Origin of the sequence: Paraburkholderia sp. UYCP14C, from assembly GCF_004197395.1 — a bacterium.
Taxonomy (GTDB): domain Bacteria; phylum Pseudomonadota; class Gammaproteobacteria; order Burkholderiales; family Burkholderiaceae; genus Paraburkholderia.
This window is the reverse complement of sequence record NZ_SELS01000015.1, coordinates 110,411-131,103: the sequence shown is the minus strand read 5'-3', so window position 1 is coordinate 131,103 and position 20,693 is coordinate 110,411. Positions and strand designations below refer to the sequence as shown.

At 63.8% G+C, this 20,693-nt stretch carries 19 protein-coding genes and 1 tRNA gene; 10 read left to right on the top strand and 10 right to left on the bottom strand.

Translation table 11 applies throughout. The annotated features are described in order from the left end of the window. Positions 1 to 66 precede the first annotated feature (66 nt). Positions 67 to 1,662 carry an APC family permease gene (locus EVC45_RS16425; protein ID WP_129958994.1) on the bottom strand — a complete coding sequence of 532 codons (1,596 nt, stop codon included), beginning with the start codon at positions 1,660 to 1,662 and terminating at the stop codon, positions 67 to 69. Between the two features lie 428 nt (positions 1,663 to 2,090). Here EVC45_RS16425 and EVC45_RS16420 point away from each other — a divergent pair, with 428 nt between their 5' ends. Beyond that, positions 2,091 to 2,294, top strand: a complete 204-nt coding sequence (locus EVC45_RS16420) for a cold-shock protein (protein ID WP_013090665.1) — start codon at positions 2,091 to 2,093, stop codon at positions 2,292 to 2,294. Positions 2,295 to 2,429: 135 nt separating this feature from the next. On the opposite strand, the gene EVC45_RS16415 is transcribed toward EVC45_RS16420, so the two are convergent. Further along, positions 2,430 to 3,680, bottom strand: coding sequence for an Hsp70 family protein (locus tag EVC45_RS16415; protein ID WP_129958993.1), 1,251 nt, complete (start codon positions 3,678 to 3,680; stop codon positions 2,430 to 2,432). Between the two features lie 189 nt (positions 3,681 to 3,869). Here EVC45_RS16415 and EVC45_RS16410 point away from each other — a divergent pair, with 189 nt between their 5' ends. Next, the gene (locus EVC45_RS16410; RefSeq protein ID WP_129958992.1) at positions 3,870 to 5,363 is read left to right on the top strand and encodes an MFS transporter; all 1,494 of its coding nucleotides are present in this window, start codon (positions 3,870 to 3,872) and stop codon (positions 5,361 to 5,363) included. Between the two features lie 102 nt (positions 5,364 to 5,465). Here the strand turns inward: EVC45_RS16410 and EVC45_RS16405 are convergent, their stop codons facing one another. Both EVC45_RS16405 and EVC45_RS16400 read right to left on the bottom strand, forming a co-directional pair. Next, positions 5,466 to 6,059 (bottom strand): nitroreductase family protein, encoded by a 594-nt coding sequence (locus tag EVC45_RS16405; RefSeq protein ID WP_211193426.1) that lies wholly within the window; start codon positions 6,057 to 6,059, stop codon positions 5,466 to 5,468. A gap of 194 nt (positions 6,060 to 6,253) precedes the next feature. Further along, a complete protein-coding gene (locus EVC45_RS16400; protein ID WP_129958990.1) occupies positions 6,254 to 7,537 on the bottom strand; it encodes an MFS transporter in 1,284 nt (427 codons plus the stop codon). 153 nt (positions 7,538 to 7,690) lie between these two features. On the opposite strand from EVC45_RS16400, the gene EVC45_RS16395 reads away from it, so the two are divergent. Both EVC45_RS16395 and EVC45_RS16390 read left to right on the top strand, forming a co-directional pair. Further along, complete coding sequence (locus tag EVC45_RS16395) at positions 7,691 to 8,338, top strand: TetR/AcrR family transcriptional regulator (RefSeq protein ID WP_129958989.1); 648 nt, start codon at positions 7,691 to 7,693, stop codon at positions 8,336 to 8,338. Between the two features lie 60 nt (positions 8,339 to 8,398). Then, positions 8,399 to 8,953: a DUF1415 domain-containing protein gene (locus EVC45_RS16390; RefSeq protein WP_129958988.1), complete on the top strand. Its 555-nt coding sequence runs from the start codon at positions 8,399 to 8,401 to the stop codon at positions 8,951 to 8,953. 20 nt (positions 8,954 to 8,973) lie between these two features. Here the strand turns inward: EVC45_RS16390 and EVC45_RS16385 are convergent, their stop codons facing one another. Then, positions 8,974 to 9,816, bottom strand: a complete 843-nt coding sequence (locus EVC45_RS16385; RefSeq protein WP_129959035.1) for an SAM-dependent methyltransferase — start codon at positions 9,814 to 9,816, stop codon at positions 8,974 to 8,976. A 392-nt stretch (positions 9,817 to 10,208) separates the two neighbouring features. On the opposite strand from EVC45_RS16385, the gene EVC45_RS16380 reads away from it, so the two are divergent. Next, positions 10,209 to 10,529 carry a DNA-binding protein gene (locus EVC45_RS16380; RefSeq protein WP_129958987.1) on the top strand — a complete coding sequence of 107 codons (321 nt, stop codon included), beginning with the start codon at positions 10,209 to 10,211 and terminating at the stop codon, positions 10,527 to 10,529. A 135-nt stretch (positions 10,530 to 10,664) separates the two neighbouring features. On the opposite strand, the gene EVC45_RS16375 is transcribed toward EVC45_RS16380, so the two are convergent. Beyond that, on the bottom strand, positions 10,665 to 10,874 hold the full coding sequence (locus tag EVC45_RS16375; protein WP_129958986.1) for a DUF1059 domain-containing protein: 210 nt from the start codon (positions 10,872 to 10,874) through the stop codon (positions 10,665 to 10,667). Between the two features lie 462 nt (positions 10,875 to 11,336). Here EVC45_RS16375 and EVC45_RS16370 point away from each other — a divergent pair, with 462 nt between their 5' ends. Then, a complete protein-coding gene (locus EVC45_RS16370) occupies positions 11,337 to 12,608 on the top strand; it encodes a TIGR03862 family flavoprotein (protein ID WP_129958985.1) in 1,272 nt (423 codons plus the stop codon). Positions 12,609 to 12,623: 15 nt separating this feature from the next. On the opposite strand, the gene EVC45_RS16365 is transcribed toward EVC45_RS16370, so the two are convergent. Further along, positions 12,624 to 13,748 carry a class I SAM-dependent methyltransferase gene (locus EVC45_RS16365; protein WP_129958984.1) on the bottom strand — a complete coding sequence of 375 codons (1,125 nt, stop codon included), beginning with the start codon at positions 13,746 to 13,748 and terminating at the stop codon, positions 12,624 to 12,626. Between the two features lie 219 nt (positions 13,749 to 13,967). Between EVC45_RS16365 and EVC45_RS16360 the strand changes: the two genes are divergently transcribed. Continuing rightward, positions 13,968 to 14,183 carry a hypothetical protein gene (locus tag EVC45_RS16360; RefSeq protein WP_129958983.1) on the top strand — a complete coding sequence of 72 codons (216 nt, stop codon included), beginning with the start codon at positions 13,968 to 13,970 and terminating at the stop codon, positions 14,181 to 14,183. Between the two features lie 400 nt (positions 14,184 to 14,583). Here the strand turns inward: EVC45_RS16360 and EVC45_RS16355 are convergent, their stop codons facing one another. Continuing rightward, positions 14,584 to 16,743, bottom strand: coding sequence for a glycoside hydrolase family 28 protein (locus EVC45_RS16355; RefSeq protein ID WP_129958982.1), 2,160 nt, complete (start codon positions 16,741 to 16,743; stop codon positions 14,584 to 14,586). Between the two features lie 482 nt (positions 16,744 to 17,225). Continuing rightward, a complete protein-coding gene (locus tag EVC45_RS16350; RefSeq protein ID WP_129958981.1) occupies positions 17,226 to 17,849 on the bottom strand; it encodes an ABATE domain-containing protein in 624 nt (207 codons plus the stop codon). Between the two features lie 178 nt (positions 17,850 to 18,027). Here EVC45_RS16350 and EVC45_RS16345 point away from each other — a divergent pair, with 178 nt between their 5' ends. The 3 genes from EVC45_RS16345 (at position 18,028) to EVC45_RS16335 (ending at position 20,515) form a co-directional block, all read left to right on the top strand. Beyond that, on the top strand, positions 18,028 to 18,723 hold the full coding sequence (locus EVC45_RS16345; RefSeq protein WP_129958980.1) for an alpha/beta fold hydrolase: 696 nt from the start codon (positions 18,028 to 18,030) through the stop codon (positions 18,721 to 18,723). Positions 18,724 to 18,821: 98 nt separating this feature from the next. Continuing rightward, positions 18,822 to 19,676, top strand: a complete 855-nt coding sequence (locus EVC45_RS16340) for an alpha/beta fold hydrolase (RefSeq protein WP_129958979.1) — start codon at positions 18,822 to 18,824, stop codon at positions 19,674 to 19,676. A gap of 68 nt (positions 19,677 to 19,744) precedes the next feature. Beyond that, complete coding sequence (locus EVC45_RS16335; RefSeq protein ID WP_129958978.1) at positions 19,745 to 20,515, top strand: SDR family oxidoreductase; 771 nt, start codon at positions 19,745 to 19,747, stop codon at positions 20,513 to 20,515. A 96-nt stretch (positions 20,516 to 20,611) separates the two neighbouring features. Here EVC45_RS16335 and EVC45_RS16330 read toward each other — a convergent pair. Beyond that, positions 20,612 to 20,687: transfer RNA gene (locus tag EVC45_RS16330), tRNA-Thr, on the bottom strand. Positions 20,688 to 20,693: the final 6 nt, after the last annotated feature.

The window sequence follows — 20,693 nt, the reverse complement described above, 5'->3', positions numbered from 1 at the left end:
ATCAGGCGGGCTTTTTCTATTGCGAAGGACCCGCGTCGAGCGGATCCATCGGCTTTCGACCGACGCTCAGTGCGCGCCGATACCTTCGAGCACTTCGTCGTGCACTTGCCGCTCGTCCAGATACTCCGACCGATAGCCGCTGTTCACGCCCCAGAAGTAGAACACCAGCGAGAAGACGATCACGACGAGCATGTCCCAGCCGTACGGCAGGATGCCGAAGCCGCCGAACTCCTTGCTGCCGATCAGCGACAGGATCGCCATGATCGGCAGATACGCGACCAGCCACCAGGCGGCCTTCAGATCGCGGTTCCAACCCTCGAAGCCCTGCTTGGCCTGGAAGTAGAAGTACACCGGCAGCGCGACGACCATCAGCAGAATGATTTCGCCGGTCAGCGGCCACTTCGCCCAGTACAGGATCAGCGACGCGCAGACGAACGCGAACGGCGCGATCACCTTCATGCCGACGATGTGCAGCGGGCGCTCGAGATCGGTTGCCGCGCGGCGCAGTGCCATCAGGCTGATCGGACCGGTCAGGTACGAGATCACGGTGGCGACCGAGATCACGGCCGCGAGCGAGCTCCAACCGCGGAAGAAGAACAGGAAGATGAACGACACGAACAGGTTGAACCACATCGCCGGACGCGGCACGCCGTAGAACGGATGCACCTGGCCAAAAATCTTCGGCATCGTGTTGTTGCGCTCCATCGCGTAGATCATCCGCGTCGTGGTCGCCATATAGGTCGTACCGGTGCCGCTCGGGCTCACGAATGCGTCGACGTACAGCAGGATCGCCAGCCAGTTCAGGTTCAGCGCGATCGCCAGTTCCGCGAACGGCGAAGCGAAGCTGAGATGGCTCCAGCCCTTCATCACGTCCGCCGGGTTCACGGCGCCGATGTACGCAATCTGCAGCAGCACGTAGATCACGAGCGCGAGCAGGATCGAGCCGATCACCGCGAACGGCACGCTCCTGGCTGGATTGCGCGCTTCACCGGCCAGGTTGATCGGGCTCTGGAAACCGTTGAACGCGAACACGATGCCGCTCGTCGAGACAGCGGTCAGCACCGCCGACCAGCCGTACGGCGCGAACGTGGTCGTCTGGCCGAAGTTCTCGGTGTGGACGCCGGTCATCATCAGGCCGGCGATCGTGGCGCCCGGGATCAGGAACTTGAAGATCGTGATCGCCGAATTGGCGCGCGCGAACAGCTTGACGCCCCAGTAGTTGAGCAGGAAGTAGATGATCACGAGCCCGGCGGACAACAGCAGGCCGTTGGTGGTCAATGACCCGTCGACGAAAAGCGCATGCGCCCACGGATAGGGCCAGGTGCTCATGTATTGGATCGATGCTTCGGCCTCGATAGGGATGACCGACACGATCGCGATCCAGTTGGCCCACGCGCTGATGAAACCGACCAGCGCGCCGTGCGAGTAGCGCGCATAGCGCACCATCCCGCCAGATTCCGGAAACATCGCGCCGAGCTCCGCGTAGGTCAGCGCAATCGCCAGAATCACGACCGCGCCGATGATCCATGCGCAAATTGCAGCCGGACCGGCAATCTTTGCAGCCTTCCACGCGCCGAACAGCCAACCCGATCCGATGATCGAGCCCAGACCGGTCAGCATCAGCGCAAAAGGCCCGATGTTCCGTTGTATAGAACTTTTCACGTCTTCTCCTAAATCAGAACCATGTCGGCACCGCGTGACATCGCTCGTGGCGGTGGGACGGGTGACGTGCATGCAAGCGCGTGCGGATGCGAAAAAGGTGCAACCGACGCGCGGCGCGTAGTTTAACGGTTGCACCACTTTGCTGCAGGGAAACCGCGGCTCAACTAAGGGTTCTCCCTAGCAAAAAGTTAGCTAGGTGCGCAAGCTTTGTAAGAAATCTTTGCATCGGTGCGGCAAAGTTTCGTCCAGACTGTTGACCTCCGTCCGAATTCGCCGTATAACGTTCGGGCAGGATTTCAAGTGGCGAGTGAGGTGGTTCTTTCGTAGTTCGCCCATCAACGGTACTCCGGTTGGTCCCATTACCCCTTCCTTGATTTTCATGCACCCCCGGGCTTCGGCCTTATTCACCATCTTTAGGAAAAAGTAATATGGAAACCGGTACCGTCAAGTGGTTCAACGACGCTAAGGGCTTTGGCTTCATCACTCCGGACGGCGGCGGTGAAGATCTGTTCGCGCATTTCTCGGAAATTCGCGTCGACGGCTTCAAGACGCTGCAAGAAAACCAGAAGGTCACGTTTGAAGTGAAGACGGGCCCGAAGGGCAAGCAAGCAGCTAACATCAAGCCGGTGTAAGCGCTCCGCTTCCTTCTGGACGCAAAAAAACCCCGCCTCGGCGGGGTTTTTTATTATTGGCGGCTAATCTGAATACGCGGATTAAATTCTTGTGGCTTCGCAATTCGCGGCGGATTATCTACCGATTATTCGCGATTATCCGAACACCCGTCGAGCGTGAATACCAAGCCCGGTCGCCACGCTCGCGAGACGATCGCCGAACACCGCTTTCGCGTCCGGAAACGCCGCGGCCAGCGCGCCCGACAAAAACGCGAGGCCGGTCGAGCCGCCGGTGAAATAGACCGCGTCGACGTCGCGCGGTGCGACACCCGCCGCCTGCACCGTGTCGCGCGCCGCCTGCACGATGCGTCGCGTTTCTTCCTCGCCCGCTTTGACGAGCTGCGCTTCGTCGAAAGCGAGACGCAAATCCTCTTCCACCTGCTCGAGATCGATCACGGTCTCGCCCCCCGCCGCCACGCCGATCTTCGCCTCTTCCGCGTGCGCGGCGAGCGCGTGGCCGAACCGCTGCTCGACTACCCGCATCAGCCGGTCGTGGAGCTTCGTCTCCGTGAACAGGTGCCGCATCAGCGCGAGTTCGCTGACACGCTTCGGCGTGTAGACGGTGTTGATCAGATGCCAGGTCGCGAGATCGAAATAAATCCGGTTCGGGATTTCGCGCCCTTGCGGATCGAGCGACTGGTAGCCAAGCTCGCGCAGGATCGTCACGAGTTCGACGCGGCGATCGAAGTCCGTGCCCGCGACGTGCACGCCGTGGTGCGCGAGCACGTCGTCCTTGCGTTCGACGCGCTTCATCCGTTCGGGCCCCACTCGCACCAGCGAAAAGTCCGACGTACCGCCGCCGATGTCCGCCACGAGCACGAGCCCCTCGAAGCTCAGATGCGATTCGTAATCGAACGCCGCCGCGATCGGTTCATACTGAAAGTGGATGTCGCGCAAGCCGACCGTGCGCGCGGCGGCTTCGAGCTGTTGCTGCGCCATCTGGTCGGCGCGCGGGTCGTCATCGACGAAGAACACCGGGCGGCCCAGCACCGCCCGGTCGATCGCGCCGCCGGCACTCGCCTCGGCCGAGCGCTTCAGGTGGGTCAGGAACGTCGCGATCACGTCGGTGTACTTGATCGCACTGCCGTCGCCGAGATCGGTCGTAGTCTCGGCGAGCGGCGAGCCGAGAATACTTTTCATCGAGCGCATCAGCCGGCCGTCGAAACCGTCGATGTAGGCCGCGAGCGCCGCGCGCCCGAATTCGCTGGTGTTTTCGTCGGTATTGAAGAAGACCGCGGTGGGCAGCGTCGTGTACGCGCCTTCGACCGGCGCCAGCTTCAGCTGCGAGCCCGTCGGAATCGCGACGGCCGAATTGGAAGTACCGAAGTCAATCGCGCAATAGTTCATGGCAGGAATGGCCGCTCACGGCTGGCGCGCACAGAAAGGGGAGCGGCTTTGTATCACGAAAACTCCGGCAGCATCAACTGAAGCTGGTCGGACGGCCGCAACATCGTTTGAAATCGTACCGCGGAACGGACCTTGCTGCGCTCGACCGGATGTGCCGCCCCATTTTCGCCATCGAGGAGACTTCGCGTCATGAGCGTGCCGACCACCACCGCCGTCGATGACCATCGCGCCACGCTGATCGAAACCGATCTGCCGTCGCGGCTGGACCGCCTGCCCTGGGGCCGCTTTCATACGCTGATCGTCGTCGCGCTCGGCGTGACGTGGCTGCTCGACGGGCTCGAAGTGACGCTCGCCGGCGCGGTCGCGAGCGCGCTGAAAACGAGCCCGGCGCTGCGCTTTTCGAATGCCGACGTCGGCCTCGCGGGCAGCGCCTACATTGCGGGCGCGGTGCTCGGCGCGCTCGGTTTCGGCTGGCTGACCGACCGGCTCGGCCGCCGCAAGCTGTTTTTCATCACGCTGACGCTCTATCTGGCCGCGACCGCGGCGACCGCGCTGTCGTGGAACCTGATGAGCTTCATGTTGTTCCGCTTCCTCACCGGCGCGGGTATCGGCGGCGAATATACGGCGATCAACTCGACAATCCAGGAATTCACGCCGGCACGCGTGCGCGGCTGGACCGACCTCGGCATCAACGGCACGTTCTGGGTCGGCGCGGGGATCGGCGCAGCCGGCTCGCTGGTGCTGCTCGATCCGCAGCTGCTGCCTTCCGACTGGGGCTGGCGCGCGTGTTTCTTCATCGGCGCGGTGCTCGCGCTCGCAATTCTGCCGATGCGCATGTGGGTGCCCGAAAGCCCGCGCTGGCTGCTTACGCACGGCGAAGAGCGCGACGCGCGCAGGATCGTCGAGGGGATCGAGACGCGTTTTCGCGACGACGGCCACACGCTCGCCGACGATACCCTCTCGCGATTGCGCCTGCGCGCGCGCGACCATACGCCGTTGCGCGAGGTGTTCCATGTGCTGTTCAACGTGCACCGGCGCCGCGCGCTGGTCGGCCTCACGCTGATGACCGCGCAGGCATTCTTCTACAACGCGATCTTTTTCACCTACGCGCTGGTCCTCACCGACTTCTATCACGTGCCGGGCGGCGATATCGGCTGGTATCTGCTGCCTTTCGCGCTCGGCAATTTCCTTGGACCGCTGGTGCTCGGACGGCTATTCGACGTGATCGGCCGACGCAAGATGATCGCCGCGACGTACGCGATGTCGGCGCTCCTGCTGACGCTGTCCGGCTATCTGTTCGAGCAGCAACTGCTCACCGTCGTCACGCAGACGGTCGCGTGGATGGTGATTTTCTTCTTCGCGTCGGCGGCCGCCAGTTCAGCGTACCTGACCGTCAGCGAATCGTTTCCGCTCGAAATCCGCGCACTAGCGATCGCGGTTTTCTACGCGTTCGGCACCGCGCTCGGCGGCATCATCGGGCCGGCGTTCTTCGGCCGGCTGATCGATACGCATCAGCGCAGCGAGGTGTTTTCGGGCTACCTGGTCGGCTCCGCGTTGATGCTGGCAGCGGCGCTGGTCGCGGCGATCTGGGGTGTCGATGCGGAGCGCAAGTCGCTCGAACATGTGGCGGCGCCACTGTCGAGCGTGGCGGACGGTGAGGACGACGTCGAACGCTTCAAATAAAAAACGCGCGGCCCATGCCGCGCGTGTTCGACTGCTTTGGTGCTATCCAACCTGAAGCTTCGCTTGCGCGAACTCACGCGGCGAGCGCCGGGAATCCGTCGCTCAGAACGCTTTCTTCCAGCCGCCGCCGTACGCGATATCCGCGAGCGCCGCGCGCTGACGCGGGGCCTTCTCGCGTTCGCGCAGGACCGGGTCCAGTTTGTCGATGTCGCCGTAATGCCCGAGCGAGATCATCGCGAGCGGCTCGACGTCCTTCGGCAATTCGAAGGTGGTGCGGAACGCGTTCACGTCGAAGCCGCTCATCTGGTGCGCGGCGAGGCCGAGCGCGTGCGCCTGCAACACCAGCGACATCGCCGCCGCGCCCGCGTCGTAGGACGCGAGGCGGTTCACGTCGCCCTTGTTGGTGAGCGTATGCGCGGTCACCGCGATCAACACCGGCGCGGGCGCATTCCAGCCCTGATTGAACGGCACCAGCGTGGCGAAAGCCTTCTTGAACGCGACTTCGTCGACGCTGCGATCGAATACGACGAAACGCCAGGGCTGCGCGTTATACGAAGACGGCGCCCAGCGCGCCGCTTCGAGTACGGCGCGCAACTGGTCGCGGCTCACCGGCTCGCTCGAATACGCGCGCGGGCTCCAGCGGCCTGCAATCAGTTCGTGAATGGCAACTTCGGTTGAGGCGGGTTTGTTGGCCATGCGCTTCTCTCGGTGGAAATTCATGATCGTCGGGCGGCTGCCCGGGGCCACATAGCATAACGGGCTTTCGGTGCGCGCTCCAACTTGCGGCGCGGCGCTATGCGCGCTGGTTGCCAAAACGCGCACGGCCCCGATGCGGGGCCGTGCGTCGTTGCATCGGTGGAGCGTGAATCTGCGCGGTTCGCGAAGGCGCCTCAGATTGCCTGCGGCGTCGGCACCTTGGCCGGGCGGTTGATGCGCAGCACGATCACCGCGGCGATCAGGCACAAGCCGCCGGAAATCATCGACGCGACCGTGTAGGTGCCGAGGCTCGCGCGCAGCATGCCCGCGCCGAGCGCCGCGAACGCCGCACCGAGCTGGTGGCCTGCTACCACCCAGCCGAACACGATCGGCGCCTGTTCCTTGCCGTAGACGTCGGTGGCGAGACGCACGGTCGGCGGCACGGTGGCGATCCAGTCGAGGCCGTAGAACACCGCGAACAGCGGCAGTCCGAAAAAGTCGATGCCGAACGCATGCGGCAGATACATCAGCGACAGGCCGCGCAGCCCGTAGTACCAGAACAACAGCACGCGGCTATTGAAGCGGTCCGACAGCCAGCCCGACAGCGTGGTGCCGAACAGGTCGAACACGCCCATCGCCGCGAGCAGCGACGCGCCCTGCACTTCGGTCATCCCGTAGTCGCCGCACATTGCAATCAGATGGGTGCCGACATAACCGTTGGTGCTCGCCCCGCAGATAAAGAAGCTGAAGAACAGCAGCCAGAAGTCGCGCGTTTTGCTCGCCGACGCGAGCGCGCCGAACGCGATCGCGAGCGGGTTCTGTTTCGTGGCGGTGGTGGCGATCGGCGCGTCGTGCGGTTCGCCGTATGGGCGCAGCTGCATGCTGGCCGGATGCTCGGGCAGCAGAAACGCGACGAGCGGTATCACGACGGCCGCCGCGAGCGCGACGACCCACACGACCTGGCGCCAGCCGTAATGCTCGGCGATCGCCGCGAGCAGCGGCAGGAACACCAGCTGGCCGGTCGCCGAGCTGGCGGTCAGGATACCCATCACGAGACCGCGGCGCGTCGTGAACCAGCGCGTGACCACGGTCGCCGACAGCGACAGCGCCGCAACGCCCGTCGATCCGCCGACCATCACGCCCCAGATCAGCACCATCTGCCACGGATGCGTCATCAGCGACGACAGCGCCACGCCCGCGGCCAACGTGCCGAGCGCGGCGAGCAGCGTCGGACGCACACCGAAGCGCTGCATCGCGGCCGCCGCGAACGGTCCCATCAAGCCGTACAGCGCGATGTTCACGGAGATCGCGAGCGAAATCGTCGCGCGGCTCCAGCCGAACTGGTGCTCGAGCGGCACCATCATCACGCTCGGCGTCGCGCGCGTCCCCGCCGCCGCGAGCAACACCAGGAACACCACGGCGACGGTCAACCAGCCATAGTGGAAACGTCCGCCTATCAGTCGCGCAGCCCAGTTCATCGGTTCTCCCATCGACGCTGCCCGGGTGGCGGCATCGTTCGCATTATTACGACTTCGGTAAATGACTTGTGACAGATCAGTCACAATGGTGTTGCGATCTTAGTTACTGGTCGGTAACATGTCAAGGCGTCAATTTCATTCGGGTGACTTTCCATGTCCGCCAGCGAAACTCCCAAGCCCGCCGCTGCTCGCGCGCGGCGCGCGCGCAGCGCGCAGACCGCCGGGCCGCAGGCGCAGCAGCATCTGCTGCGCGCGGCCAGCGAGTTGTTCTATCGCGAGGGCGTGCGCACCGTCGGCGTCGATGCGGTGGTCGAGCGCGCGGGCGTGAACAAGATGAGCCTGTACCGGCAGTTTTCGTCGAAGGACGAGTTGGTGATGGCGTATCTGGAACAGAAGGACGAGCAGTTCTTCAGCTACGTCGAAAAGAGTTTCGCGAAGCATCCGGGCGAGCCGGCGAAGCAGCTTCAGCAGTACTTCGACGACCTCGTGGTGCGCGCCTCGGTCGACCACTACCGCGGCTGCCCGTTCGTGAACGTGGCGGTGGAGTTTGCGGATCCCGCGCATCCGGCGCGGCAGTTCGTGTTCCGCAACAAGCAGCGCCTGATGGCGCGCCTCGTCGAGCTGTCGACGGCGGCTAGCGCCGGCGATCCGCAAGCGCTCGCCGATGGGCTAGGTCTGCTGATCGAAGGCGTGTATGCGGCGAGCCAGACTTATGGGCCGGGATGCGGGCCGATTCTCGCCGCGCCGAAAGTCGCCGCGCAGTTGATCGCAGCCGCTTGCGGGCAGACGCGAGCTCGCTGAGCCGGTCCGTCAGCTGGGTCCTTTAGAATTGCGGATTTCCCCGTTACGCGTCCGTCCGCCATGCCGTTGCCCGCCGAATCCCACGATGCCGTTATCGACGCGACCCGTCACTGGCTGACGGAAGCCGTGATCGGCCTGAACCTGTGTCCGTTCGCGAAGGCCGTCCATGTGAAGGGGCAGATCCGCTACGCGATTAGCGAAGCGGACACGCTCGAAGCGGTGCTGACCGATCTGGAAGCCGAACTGCAGACGCTCGTCGCGGCCGACCCCGCCGCGATCGACACGACGCTGCTGATCCTGCCGCGCGCGTTCGGCGACTTTCTCGACTTCAACGACTGCCTGTTCTTCGCCGACCGGTTGATCCGGCAGTTGCGCCTGGAAGGCGTGATCCAGATCGCGAGCTTTCATCCGCATTACCAGTTCGAGGGCAGCGAGCCCGACGATATCGAAAACTACACGAACCGGGCGCCCTATCCGATCCTGCATCTGCTGCGTGAAGACAGCATCGAGCGGGCCGTGCAGGCCTTTCCCGACGCGGAACAGATTTACGAGCGCAATCAGGAAACGCTGCGGCGCATTGGCCTCGCGGGCTGGGATGCGTTGATGAAGCGTTAAATAAAGCGCTGTGCCGCGCCTCAGGCTGGCACGAAAAACCGTTCCTTCAGCGCGTCGAGCCCGAGCGTGTCGAGCACCTCGCCGAGCCGCTCGGCCGGCCGGCGCCGCGGCAGATCCTTGTACTGCGCGATGATCAGCTCGTTTTTCATCGAGTGTTCCCAGCCGACCAGCTCGGTGACACTGACCTGATAGCCATGCGCTTCGAGCTGCAGGCAGCGCAGCACGTTCGTGATCTGGCTGCCGAATTCGCGCGTGTGCAGAGGATGCCGCCAGATTTCCGTCAACGCGTTCTTCAGGTCTCGGCCCTTGTTCTGCCGCAGCACGCCGGCCACCTCGGCCTGGCAGCACGGCACGACGACGATGTACTTCGCGTGCTTTTTGAGCGCGAAACGGATCGCGTCGTCGGTGGCGGTATTGCACGCGTGCAGCGCGGTTACGATGTCGATTTCGCCGGGCAGACGCGTCGATGTGATCGACTCCGCCACCGACAGATTGACGAACGACATCCCCTTGAAGCCGAGCCGCGCCGCCAGCTCTTCGGACTTCGTCACCAGTTCTTCGCGCGTTTCGATGCCGTAAATGTGCGAAGCCCCACCTGCGGCATCCTGAAACTCCTTGAAAAACAGGTCGTACAGGATAAAACCGAGGTATGACTTGCCCGCGCCGTGGTCGACGAGCGTCAGCGACCCCTGCTGGTCCTTCAGGTCCTTGAGCAGCGGCTCGATGAACTGGAACAGGTGGTAGACCTGCTTGAGCTTGCGACGGCTGTCCTGATTCATCTTTCCGTCACGCGTGAGGATGTGGAGCTCTTTGAGCAGTTCGACGGACTGGTTGGGACGGATTTCGTGGGTTTTGCCGGACATCATGTGGGCCGCCATCAATTGCAGCGCGAACGTGCGACAGATGACGGAAAAAGGGAAAAGTTGCTGCCAGTTTACCCAAAGTGCGGCATTCCCAGCGAGCGCGCCGCACGGATCACGCAAGACAGGCGATCCACTGGGAACACTTCGCGGCCGAAACGCGGTGCGCGGAAGTGTCTCGATAATGGCTGAAAACAGCTTGCGCGCCGGCTGATCCCGCGAGTGCAAGCCATGTCGCCGAAAACAGGAGGCTGTCCGGCCGTGCGACCGGACACGCGAACCGGATGCAGGTGGGGAGAGCGGCCCCGGAACACACACGGGCCGAACGTTACGTAACCAGCAGCGGCCGGCTTTGCAGGCGGTCGCGCGCTCGGATGATCACAGATGAGGCGGCAATGGATACGGTACCCAACGGAAATGTCGACCAGAAGTTCCAGGAAATGCTGGCGAAGCTTACCGCCGCGCCGGCATGGTCGGAGAAACAGCAACTCGAGCTGGAGATGGCACGCGACATCTCCACGGAAATGCTGCGGCTCGCCGAAGTCATGCGCGACGGCAGCGTCGACCTCGAGACCTGCCTGACGATGCTCAAGTACGCGAAGGTGCTCGACTTCGTGATGACGACGCTCGCGTCGAGACGCGACATCAAGCCGCAAACGCTACGGGTGATCTTCAAGCTCGCCGGGCTGAAGGTCGACGAAGCCTATCCGGGTTAGCGCTCCGGCATGTTGATCAGGATGGCCTGGTATCGCGTTTCTCGTGTCACGACAATACAGCTGCAACACGACCGCGCGCGGGTGGCTCGATGCCGCTCGCGATGCTGCCTTCCGCACTCCCCCTCCACGGTTGTCTCAAGCGCGCGGCGCCTCCACGGGTGGCGTGCCGTCGTGAAATAGCGTCTTCAGTTGCGCGCGCAGCTCTGGCGAATCCGCGTGCTTGTGAACGCTGACGGCATGCTGGACCGCGGCTTCGAGCAGTTCACCGTCGCTGTCGGCGGATAGCGCGACAGTGCAGTTCGTTTCGCTCGGAAACTCGCGACAGTCGATATATTTGCGGCCCATGGCAACCTCCTTTATTCAGACGATCGACCCCTCCATCGATTCAACACGCAATGCGCGCGTCGGCTGCTGCTGCGCGGCAGTGAAGCGCGTCGCAGCGGCTGTGTCGAAAGTGACGTGATTGGGGATTGACGCGCGGAAGGACGCGAACGGCGTCCGATGGAAGATGATTGAAAGTATAGGTCGCGTGCGGCGCGAGCCAAGCGGTGAACGCAATGCGCCACCGCCGGGAGAAAGACTGAATCGAGTATTTTCCGGTCTGCGGCGATCGCATCGGCCAGCTGAACTGGAGATCCCCCTGCTGGCCTGCACCGCGCAGTGTTCAGCAGTGTTCAGCAGTGTTCGACAGCGTTCGACGTCGTTTGCCGGCCACCGCCCGCGGTGTGACAATAGCGCCCTTCGCGGCGCCCGTCCCCCCGGTCGCCGCGTTGCACCGCCTGTTCTCCCCCTGATCCGCTGAACCGCATGCCATCCTCGCTCGATTCCGCCCGCGTCGCCGTGATCGGCGGCGGCCCCGCCGGCCTGATGGCCGCCGAGACGCTTGCCCGGCGCGGCGTGCAAGTCCACGTGTACGACGCGATGCCGTCGGTCGGCCGCAAATTCCTGATGGCGGGCAAAGGCGGCATGAACATCACCCATTCGGAAGCCCTCGAGCCGTTTCTCGACCGCTACGGCGCGCGTCGCGAGCGCATCGCGCCATTGCTCGACGCGTTCGGGCCCGACGCACTGCGCGCGTGGCTCACCGAATTGGGCGTCGAGACGTTCGTCGGCAGTTCGGGGCGCGTGTTCCCGTCGGACATGAAGGCCGCGCCGATGCTGCGCGCGTGGCTGCATCGGCTGCGCGAAGCGGGCGTGCAGTTCCATATGCGTCACAAGTGGAGCGGCTGGGCGCCGACGTCCGAAGCCGGCGCCGCGTACGCGCTGCGCTTCGACACGCCCGACGGTGAGCAGACGGTTAGCTGCGACGCGGTCGTGTTCGCGCTCGGCGGCGCCAGTTGGCCGCGGCTCGGCTCCGATGCCGCGTGGGTGCCCCTGATGACGTCGCGCGACGTGCCGGTAACGCCTCTGCGTCCGGCCAACTGCGGCTTCGACGCCGACTGGAGCCCGTATCTGCGCGAGCGTTTCGCCGGTCAGCCGATCAAGCCGGTCGCGATCTCGCTCAACGATGTAGACGGAAAAGTCCACAATCGACAAGGTGAAATACTTTTGACCGAAACGGGCCTCGAAGGGAGCCTGATTTACGCGTTGTCGGCGCCGATCCGCGAGCGGATTCTCGCCGACGGCGAGCTCACGATCGCGCTGGATCTCACGCCGGGCTTGCCACTCGAGCGGGTCGTCGAAGAAGTGACGCGGCCGCGCGGTTCGCGCTCGATCGCGAGTCATCTGCATGGGCGGATCGGGATCGGCGGGGTCAAGCTGGCGTTATTGCACGAGATTCTGTCGAAAGAAGCATTCGCCGACGCGTGCGGCCTCGCCCACGCGATCAAGGCACTCCCGGTGCGACTGCTGCGCGCGCGACCGATCGACGAAGCGATCAGCACGGCGGGCGGCATCCCGTTCGAGGCGCTGGACGCGCAGTTGATGATCGACCGGATGCCCGGCGCATTCTGCGCGGGCGAAATGCTCGATTGGGAAGCCCCGACCGGCGGCTATCTGCTGACCGCCTGTTTTGCCAGCGGGCTGGTGGCTGGCCGGGGCGTATGCGCGTATCTGGAAGCGCGCGGCACGTCGGCGTGACGCGCGCAGTCGCGCTCACCGCACCTTGAGTCGCCACAACGACGTGAGTTCGGCCGCTCGCGCGGCATGCAGCGGATCGTTCTGATCGCTGGCCTTCGGATGCCGCGGACGAATGTCCTCGCGTCCCACGACGGTGAGCCCCGCGTGCTCGATCGCCGCCAGCAGCCACTCGCGCGTGCGCAGCCCGAGGTGCTCGGCGAAATCCGAAATGATCAGCCAGCCTTCGCCGCCTGGCGTCAGATGATCCGCGAGGCCGTTCAGGAAGCCGAGCAGCATGCGGCTGTCCGGATCGTAGACCGCGTATTCGAGCGGCGACGCGGGCCGCGCCGGCACCCACGGCGGATTGCAGACGACGAGCGGCGCCCGGCCATCGGGAAACAGATCGGTCTGCACGATCTCGACCTGCCCGGCGTAGCCCAGACGCGCGAGATTTTCACGAGCACACGCAAGCGCGCGCTGATCCTGATCCGTCGCGACGATCTTGCGCACGCCCCGCTTGGCCAGCAGCGCTGCCAGCACGCCCGTGCCGGTGCCGATATCGAACGCAAGCTCCAGCGACGGCAGCGCCGTGCGCGCGACCAGATCGACATACTCGCCGCGCACCGGCGAGAACACGCCATAGTGCGGATGGATGCGCTCGCCGAGCGCCGCAATCTCGACACCCTTCTTGCGCCATTCGTGCGCGCCGATCAACCCGAGCAACTCGCGCAACGACACGACCGACGCGTCGCCGCTCGCCGGTCCATACGCTTCGATGCAGGCCTGCCGCACGTCGGGGGCGCGGCGCAGCGCAATGGCGTAATCGGCATCCAGCGGAATCAGGATCATGCCGAGCGTGCGCGCACGCTGCGACTGAGCTTGCCGATGCAGGTTGAATGCGTCGAGCGGTGTTGCTCCGTGCTTGCGCGGCTTGCGTTCGAGCCGGCGTGTGACCGCCTGCAGCAGTTGGCGTGCGTTCTGGAAGTCGCCGTGCCACAGCAGCGCGGTGCCTTCACAAGCGAGGCGGTAGGCCGAATCGGCGGTGGTGCGATCGTCGGCGACGACGACGCGCTTCGGCGGCGGCACGGCCGCTTCGGAACGCCAGCGCGCGGTGCGCGGGCCGTCGGCTTCGGGCCAGGTGAGAGTTGCGGGGCTGGTCATGGTGCAATGGAATCGATGTGACGTCGCCGGCGACGTGGACCGCGGCAGCGGACCGGCATATCCGGTGGCTGCCCGCCATCCCGGGCGACGCCCGAATAGTACCGTACCGGCGCCCTGCGGATTCACGGCGCGCCACGCTTCGATGAGGGTGCCGAGCTGAGTTTACGCGCGACCGTCTTAGACCCAGAAGTCCACGATAGACAAGGTGAAAGAGATATCGTGAACTTTGAGCCATTGGACGACTCACCTCATGCCATCGCGAGCATTTGCGGCGTGACATTGCTCGGTGTTGATAATGAGCTGAGTTTACGTGCGCCAGATATAGACCTAAACGTCCACCATAGACAAGGTGAAAGAGATATCGTGATTTTTGAGCCATCAAGCGGCTCACCTTCTGGCATCACGCGCATTCGTCGCCGCTACGTGGATCGGTGATGATGATGAGCTGAGTTTACTCACGCCAAACATGGACTAAAACGTCCATGATCGACAAGGTGAAAGAGATATCGTGATTTTTGAGCCATTGGACGACTCACCTCATACCAAAGCGAACCTTCGTGGCGCACACGACCCGCTGATGACGATGAGCCGAGTTTACGCACGCCAAATGTGGACCACAACGTCCACGATAGATAAGGTGAAAGAGATATCGTGATTTTTGAACCAGAGGGTGGCTCACCTCACACCATCGGGAGCCCCTTTTCGGCGGCGGCCAAAGGCACAAAAAAAAAGCGCCGTCGAATCGGACGGCGCTCGTAACGAGGCATGCTTGCTGCGGTAAAACGTTCAGACATCAGAGCCAACGGAACCAGGTTCCGCCGGCGCCGACTCCCGATCAGCCGGTCAGCACCGAGTTGTACGTGGTACCCGCGACCACCACGTTGTTCAGCGTGATGCCGTTGGTGTTGACGACGAACATCGGTCCCGCCACGCTCGACGCAGCCGGGCCGACGCAAACCGGGTGACCCAGGTTGCAGTTCGAGATCGTCACGCCGGTGATCGGCGAGACCGTCGGTACCGGCAGCGGACCGTTGTAGTCGGCCGCCATCGGGCCCTGCGCCACGATTGCCTGGAAGCACGAGTTCGTGCCGGCGGTGTAGCCCGACGTCATCGCGTACTTGACGCTGCCCGACACGTCGGTCGCGTTCACGTTCGAGATGTTGACGTTGTTGATCGTCGCCGGATTCCAGCGCACCGCATCGCCCGACGCGCTGTAATCGCAGTCGAACGTGATCAGGCCGCCCTGACCCGTCGACGGATTGGTGACCGTGCCGACCGTGCCCGTGCCGGGGACCGAGCCCGGATAGGCCGCGCCCAGCGCGCCGCCGCCGAACTTGCCGGCGAGGTTCACACCGTTCGGCAGGGTCACGCCGTTGATCCACACGTTATTGATGAAGCCGCCGCGGTTCATGTTGGTCTTGAAGCGCAGCGCGATGTTGAGCGGGTTGCTCGCCCAGTTCTCGTTCTGCATCGTCAGGTTGCGAGCGTAGACGTTTTGCACGCCCGCGCTCATTTCGCTGCCGATCGTCAGACCGCCGTGGCCGCTTTGCATCGTGCAGTTCTGCACGACGATGTTCTGCATCGGGCCGTATTCGGTGTCGAGGCACTTGCCCGACTTGATCGCGATACAGTCGTCGCCGGTGTTGAACTGGACGTTCTGCACGAGCACCGTGTTGCACGCATCCGGGTCGAAGCCGTCGTTGTTCGGGCCGATACTATCGGCGAACACACCGTCGATCACGACGTTCGAGCTGCCGGTCGGGTGGTGCTGCCAGAACGGCGTGTTCTGCGTGTGGTAGTTCTGCAGCAGCACGTTGGTGCAGCCGATGAACTCGACCATGCACGGACGCAGGTAGTGGCCATTGCCGAACACGCGGTTCAGAATCGGCACGCCGAGTTCGGACAGCGCCGGCAGGTAGTTCTGGTCCTGATTCCAGCCCGTTGCCGTCAGCAGCGTCATCAGCGTCGTCGTCACGCCGTCCTGGTTCGTGAACGACACGTTCGCCTTCGGATTCGTGATCTGCGAAGCCGGCAAGCTCGTCAGCGCGACGTTGTTCGCGTTCGCGTAGGCCTGCGTGGTCGTCGTCGAACTGGTCGAGCCGTAGGTGTTGCTCGAACCCTTGTAGGTCCACCAGCACGAGGTCGGCGTCTGGGTGCTCAGCTGCATCGGCGTCATGGCCTGACCGTTCAGCACGCAGGTGTTGTCGTCGGCGGTCAAGGCGATGTTCTTCTGCTGATACGCGTAGATCGGCGAGCCGAAGTTCAGGCAGTCGTTGGCCTGCCAGCGCGTCCAGTAGAGGTTGCCGTTCGCCGTCGGGTACGGACCGTTCTTCGCGTAGTCGGCGGGGTTCGGGCTGAAATAGATCGTGCAGCCCGAAGTCAGGTGGAAATTCACGTTGCTGAGCAGCACGATCGGGCCGCCGCAATACCAGTTGCCGGCCGGTACGACCACGCGGCCGCCGCCCGCCTGATTCGCGGCGCGGATCGCGGCGTTGAATGCGGCGCACGCGTCGTAGGCGGTGTCCGTGTAGTCGCACGGCACCATGATGTTCGAACCGGTGCTCTGCAGGTCGTTGCTCGGATAGGCGGTCTGCTCGGTGCCGCCAGTGACCCAGGGAATCAGGCCGCCCGGCCACGCGGTCGACTGGATCAGCGCCGCTGCGGGCAGCGGTTTCGCGCCATAGGTGGTCACCTGGAAATCGACCGACGGGAACATCGACGTCGTGATGCCGGCGAGCTTGTTGATGATCGTGGTGGCTTCACCGCTCGGGCCCCAGATCGGATCGGCCGCCGCGGTGGTGGGCGGCGTCGTGCTGGCCCCCGTGGTGCCGCCGCTCGCGGCAGGCGCGTTGGTCGAGCCGCCGCAGCCGGGCAGACCGGCGATTAGCCCTGCGCCAGCCGTGACGCCCGCGAACGCGAGAAAGCTGCGGCGAGCCGGCGATTGCGGACGCTGCTGCTGCGCGTCGTTCTGTGAATCTTCCACGTTCCTGGTCATAAAACCATCGTCTCCCGTTGCTTTGTGGTTGCACGCACGCCGCGAATTGCGCGTGCGGATATCCTTAATGTCATCTTGTAAGACGACGTACAAATAGTCGGCGTTTGCGTTAGTAGGAAAGTCGCCGAACAGTCGCATTTTGTAGCCGGAATTTTCGTTTCACCCCACAAATACGGGGTATACGTGTTTTCCCTTGCCTCGTACGTGATGTAAGACATACGATAACTTTCGCGAAAAGTTTTCGTAATGAATGGCGTGCCGCCGCTATCGCGCGGCGTACCGAGGGACTCGCTCCGCACGATAAAGAAAACCCCGCGAAGCCATTGGCTTCACGGGGTTTGGGGTTCTCGCCAAATGCCGGCGTCTGGTTTCGGTGGGATGGGCGGCAACGAGACACGCACCTCGTCGGTGAGCCGAAGCCTGATGTCGTGCCGGTCCGCGCACGACACCGCCGCAATCTCAGGCGGGTCTGGCAACAGGCATCAAGCGTCCTGCAGGTCCTTGCGCCGCTTGCGGTGCGCCGCGACTTTCGCGCGATTGCCGCAGACCGCCATGCTGCACCAGCGCCGCGCGTGTCCACGCGTGTGGTCGGCAAACAGCAGCGTGCACCGCGGACCTTCGCACGCTTTCACCTGCGTGAAGTCCTCGTCGCAAACCAGCCTCGCCAAGGCTTCCGCGATCGGCATCAGCAACGATTCGGGCGACTTCCACCTGCGTCGCTCGCGCAATTCGAATGCTGCGTCCTCCCCTGGAACGAGTGCGCCGTATCGTTCGTCCCGCTCGAGCAATCGGTTCAATGGTTCGAGTTCGCCCAAGTCTCCGGCCGTGAGCGGCCGCCCTTTGCTCGCGTTGACGAAACGCCTGAACCACTCGCGCAGCTCGCGCGCCTGAGCCGCCATGACGTCGAGCTCAGCCGATGCAAACCGCTCTCGCATTTCAGCGAGCGCGTCGGCCGGCACCATGCCGGCCTGCTCCAGCCAGTCCAGCAAGCCCGCACCGTCGACGATCCAGTCGATTTGCTCATCCACGGGAGTGGCCACCGAGTTCAGGAAATCGAGGCCCGGTGCGTCGGCCACGAACAGCGCGGGAATCTGGCGGTAGTCCATTTTTCAAGTGACGGAACTGATGATCATGGCTTCATCGTAACCATCAAAATCATCCTTGACAAGTTACACACGCCATTAGTAACCTGTAAAAACACATTTATCAGGTTACAAAAAACAACAGCCGCATTCCATTTCGGCGCCTCAGCCGAGCCTTTTCTTCGCTCAAAGGAGCAACAACATGTCTCTTCGCAACGTGAACGTCGTACTCGTGCATGGCGCATGGGCAGACGGGTCGAGTTGGAGCCGGGTCATCGAGCGGCTCGCCGACCGGCCTATCGATGCGGTCGCGGCGCCCTTGCCGCTGACGTCGCTCGGCGACGACACGGCCGCGCTCGAGCGCTCGCTCGCGCGAATCGAGGGACCCGTCGTGCTGGTCGGGCATGCGTACGCGGGCGCGGTGATCGGATCCGTGCGTGCCGCAAACGTGAAGGCGTTGGTGTACGTCGCGGCGTTGGCGCCCGACGAAGGCGAAACCGTGGCCGACGTGTTCTACCGCGGTGAAGCGCATCCGCAAGCGCCGACCCTCGCGCCCGATCGCGACGGCCTGGTATGGCTTCCACGCGACGCGTTCGCCAGTGCGTTTGCGCATCAAGCGACTGCGCGCGAAGCGAGCGTGCTCGCTGCGATACAGCGTCCGATCGCGGCCGCGTGCATCGGCGAACCCGTCGGACGGCCACTGTGGAAAGACCTGCCGAGCTGGTTCCTGGTCGCCGCGCAGGATCGGATGATCGCCCCCGACACCCAGCGTTCGACCGCCCAGCGCATGGGCGCACGCATCCACACCTTCGACGTCGATCACACGCCGAGCGTTACCGCGCCCGACGCCGTCGTCGAGGTCATCGTCGAGGCGGCGCAGGCGGTCTCGGCCGGCTGAGCCTCGTCATCGCGTGAGACCTGCGTGATGTCAGCGGCCACATCACGCGTTCGTATGCACATCCACCATCCACGCCATTTTTCGCACGGAGAGTCATCATGCACCCCATCATCTATCGCCATGCCGACGTCGACGGTTTCAAGGTGTTCTATCGTCACGCCGGCCGCGAGGACGCCCCGAAGCTCCTGCTGCTGCACGGTTTTCCAAGTTCCAGCCATATGTTTCGCGAGCTGATCCCGCGGCTCGCCGACCGTTTTCACATCGTCGCGCCGGATCTGCCCGGCTTCGGACAGTCCGACATGCCCGCGCGCGAGAGCTTTGCCTACACGTTCGCCAACCTGGCGGCAGTGATCGGCCGATTTACGGAGGTGATCGGGTTTGAGCACTTTGCCGTCTATGTTTTCGACTACGGCGCGCCGACTGGCTTCCGGCTGGCGCTCGAGCATCCCGAGCGGATCACAGCGATCGTCTCGCAGAACGGCAACGCCTACGAAGAAGGGCTCAGCGACGGCTGGAACCCGATTCGCGCCTACTGGCGGGACGCGTCGCCGGCCAATCGCGAAGCGTTGCGCGCACTGCTCGCCTATCAGACAACCGTGTGGCAGTACACGCATGGCGTGCCGGATACGGCATCGGTATCGCCGGACGGCTACTCGCTCGACGACTTCTACCTGCGCCGCCCTGGCGCCGACGAGGTCCAGCTCGATCTGTTCCGCGACTATCGCCACAACGTCGAGCTCTACCCGGCGTTTCAGGAGTATTTCCGCACCCATCGACCGCCGCTGCTGGCCGTGTGGGGGAAGAACGATCCGTTCTTTCTGCCGGCTGGCGCCGAGGCGTTCAGGCGTGATCTGCCTGATGCGCAGGTGCAGTTTCTCGATACGGGCCACTTCGCGCTTGAAACGCATGCGGACGAGATCGCCGCGGCGATCCGCGAGTTTCTTGGCCGTTGATTCCGGGAACGCCTGGTGATACCCACGGCCGTTGCCAGCCCAGCCCCCTATCCTTCAGGAGAAGCGAAATGTCGAGCAGAGTTGCTATCGTGACCGGCGCGAGCCAAGGCATCGGACGCGCCACCGCCATCAGATTGGCGCGGGATTTTGATTCGATCGTGCTGGTCGCGCGCAATCGGCCCAATCTCGACGAGACGGCGTCTCACGTCGAGCAGGCCGGCGCGAAAGCGCTCGTCGTCGATGTCGATCTGTCGGAGCCCGATGCTGCTGGGCAAGTCGTCGTGCGCACTCTGGCGGCGTTCGGGAAAATCGACGCGTTGCTCAACATCGCCGGCGCGGTGCCGCAGATCGACATCCTCGAAATGACCGATCAGCAATGGGATCAAGGACTGGCGCTGAAGCTGCACGGCGCGCGCCGGCTAACGGTGGCGGCGTGGCCCGCGTTGAAGGCAAGCGCGGGGTCGGTCGTGCTGATGTCCGGCAACTCGGCGCTGTTCCCGAAAGCGCCATATGCGGCGGTCGGCACGATCAACGCGGCGATCGTAGCGCTCGCCAAGGCCTTTTCGGATCGCGGCATCGCGGATGGCGTACAGGTCAATAGCGTGCTGCCCGGAGCGGTGATGACCGGCCGACGCCACTCGTACCTCGAGCATTGGGCGCCGTTGCATGGCATGAGCGTCGAAGAGGCGACCGCGAAGTTTCCCGCCGAAGCAGGCATCTCGCGCTATGGCACGGCCGAGGAGATCGCGGAGCTGATGGCTTTCGTCGTGTCGCCCGCGGCACGTTGGATGACCGGCTCGACGTTGCGGATGGACGGCGGCGAGGTCAAATCGATCTAGCTCGGCGGTTCGTACGCCAAGAAAAGAAAAACCCCGCCGAAACGTGTGCTTCGACGGGGTTTTCCAGCATTACCAGTTACTGCTGATAACGCAATCTGGTGCCGGCTGCAGGACTCGAACCCGCCACCTCATGATTACAAGTCAAGCGCTCTACCTGATGAGCTAAGCCGGCATGAGG

What these genes read in the sequence shown, in the direction of transcription:
- EVC45_RS16365 (WP_129958984.1), bottom strand. Translation starts at nt 13,748, where the DNA reads ATGACCAGCCCCGCAACTCTCACCTGGCCCGAAGCCGACGGCCCGCGC.
- EVC45_RS16405 (WP_211193426.1), bottom strand. Translation starts at nt 6,059, where the DNA reads ATGGCCAACAAACCCGCCTCAACCGAAGTTGCCATTCACGAACTGATT.
- EVC45_RS16400 (WP_129958990.1), bottom strand. Translation starts at nt 7,537, where the DNA reads ATGAACTGGGCTGCGCGACTGATAGGCGGACGTTTCCACTATGGCTGG.
- EVC45_RS16380 (WP_129958987.1), top strand. Translation starts at nt 10,209, where the DNA reads ATGGATACGGTACCCAACGGAAATGTCGACCAGAAGTTCCAGGAAATG.
- EVC45_RS16340 (WP_129958979.1), top strand. Translation starts at nt 18,822, where the DNA reads ATGCACCCCATCATCTATCGCCATGCCGACGTCGACGGTTTCAAGGTG.
- EVC45_RS16385 (WP_129959035.1), bottom strand. Translation starts at nt 9,816, where the DNA reads ATGTCCGGCAAAACCCACGAAATCCGTCCCAACCAGTCCGTCGAACTG.
- EVC45_RS16410 (WP_129958992.1), top strand. Translation starts at nt 3,870, where the DNA reads ATGAGCGTGCCGACCACCACCGCCGTCGATGACCATCGCGCCACGCTG.
- EVC45_RS16350 (WP_129958981.1), bottom strand. Translation starts at nt 17,849, where the DNA reads ATGGACTACCGCCAGATTCCCGCGCTGTTCGTGGCCGACGCACCGGGC.
- EVC45_RS16420 (WP_013090665.1), top strand. Translation starts at nt 2,091, where the DNA reads ATGGAAACCGGTACCGTCAAGTGGTTCAACGACGCTAAGGGCTTTGGC.
- EVC45_RS16390 (WP_129958988.1), top strand. Translation starts at nt 8,399, where the DNA reads ATGCCGTTGCCCGCCGAATCCCACGATGCCGTTATCGACGCGACCCGT.
- EVC45_RS16335 (WP_129958978.1), top strand. Translation starts at nt 19,745, where the DNA reads ATGTCGAGCAGAGTTGCTATCGTGACCGGCGCGAGCCAAGGCATCGGA.
- EVC45_RS16355 (WP_129958982.1), bottom strand. Translation starts at nt 16,743, where the DNA reads ATGACCAGGAACGTGGAAGATTCACAGAACGACGCGCAGCAGCAGCGT.
- EVC45_RS16375 (WP_129958986.1), bottom strand. Translation starts at nt 10,874, where the DNA reads ATGGGCCGCAAATATATCGACTGTCGCGAGTTTCCGAGCGAAACGAAC.
- EVC45_RS16395 (WP_129958989.1), top strand. Translation starts at nt 7,691, where the DNA reads ATGTCCGCCAGCGAAACTCCCAAGCCCGCCGCTGCTCGCGCGCGGCGC.
- EVC45_RS16415 (WP_129958993.1), bottom strand. Translation starts at nt 3,680, where the DNA reads ATGAACTATTGCGCGATTGACTTCGGTACTTCCAATTCGGCCGTCGCG.
- EVC45_RS16345 (WP_129958980.1), top strand. Translation starts at nt 18,028, where the DNA reads ATGTCTCTTCGCAACGTGAACGTCGTACTCGTGCATGGCGCATGGGCA.
- EVC45_RS16370 (WP_129958985.1), top strand. Translation starts at nt 11,337, where the DNA reads ATGCCATCCTCGCTCGATTCCGCCCGCGTCGCCGTGATCGGCGGCGGC.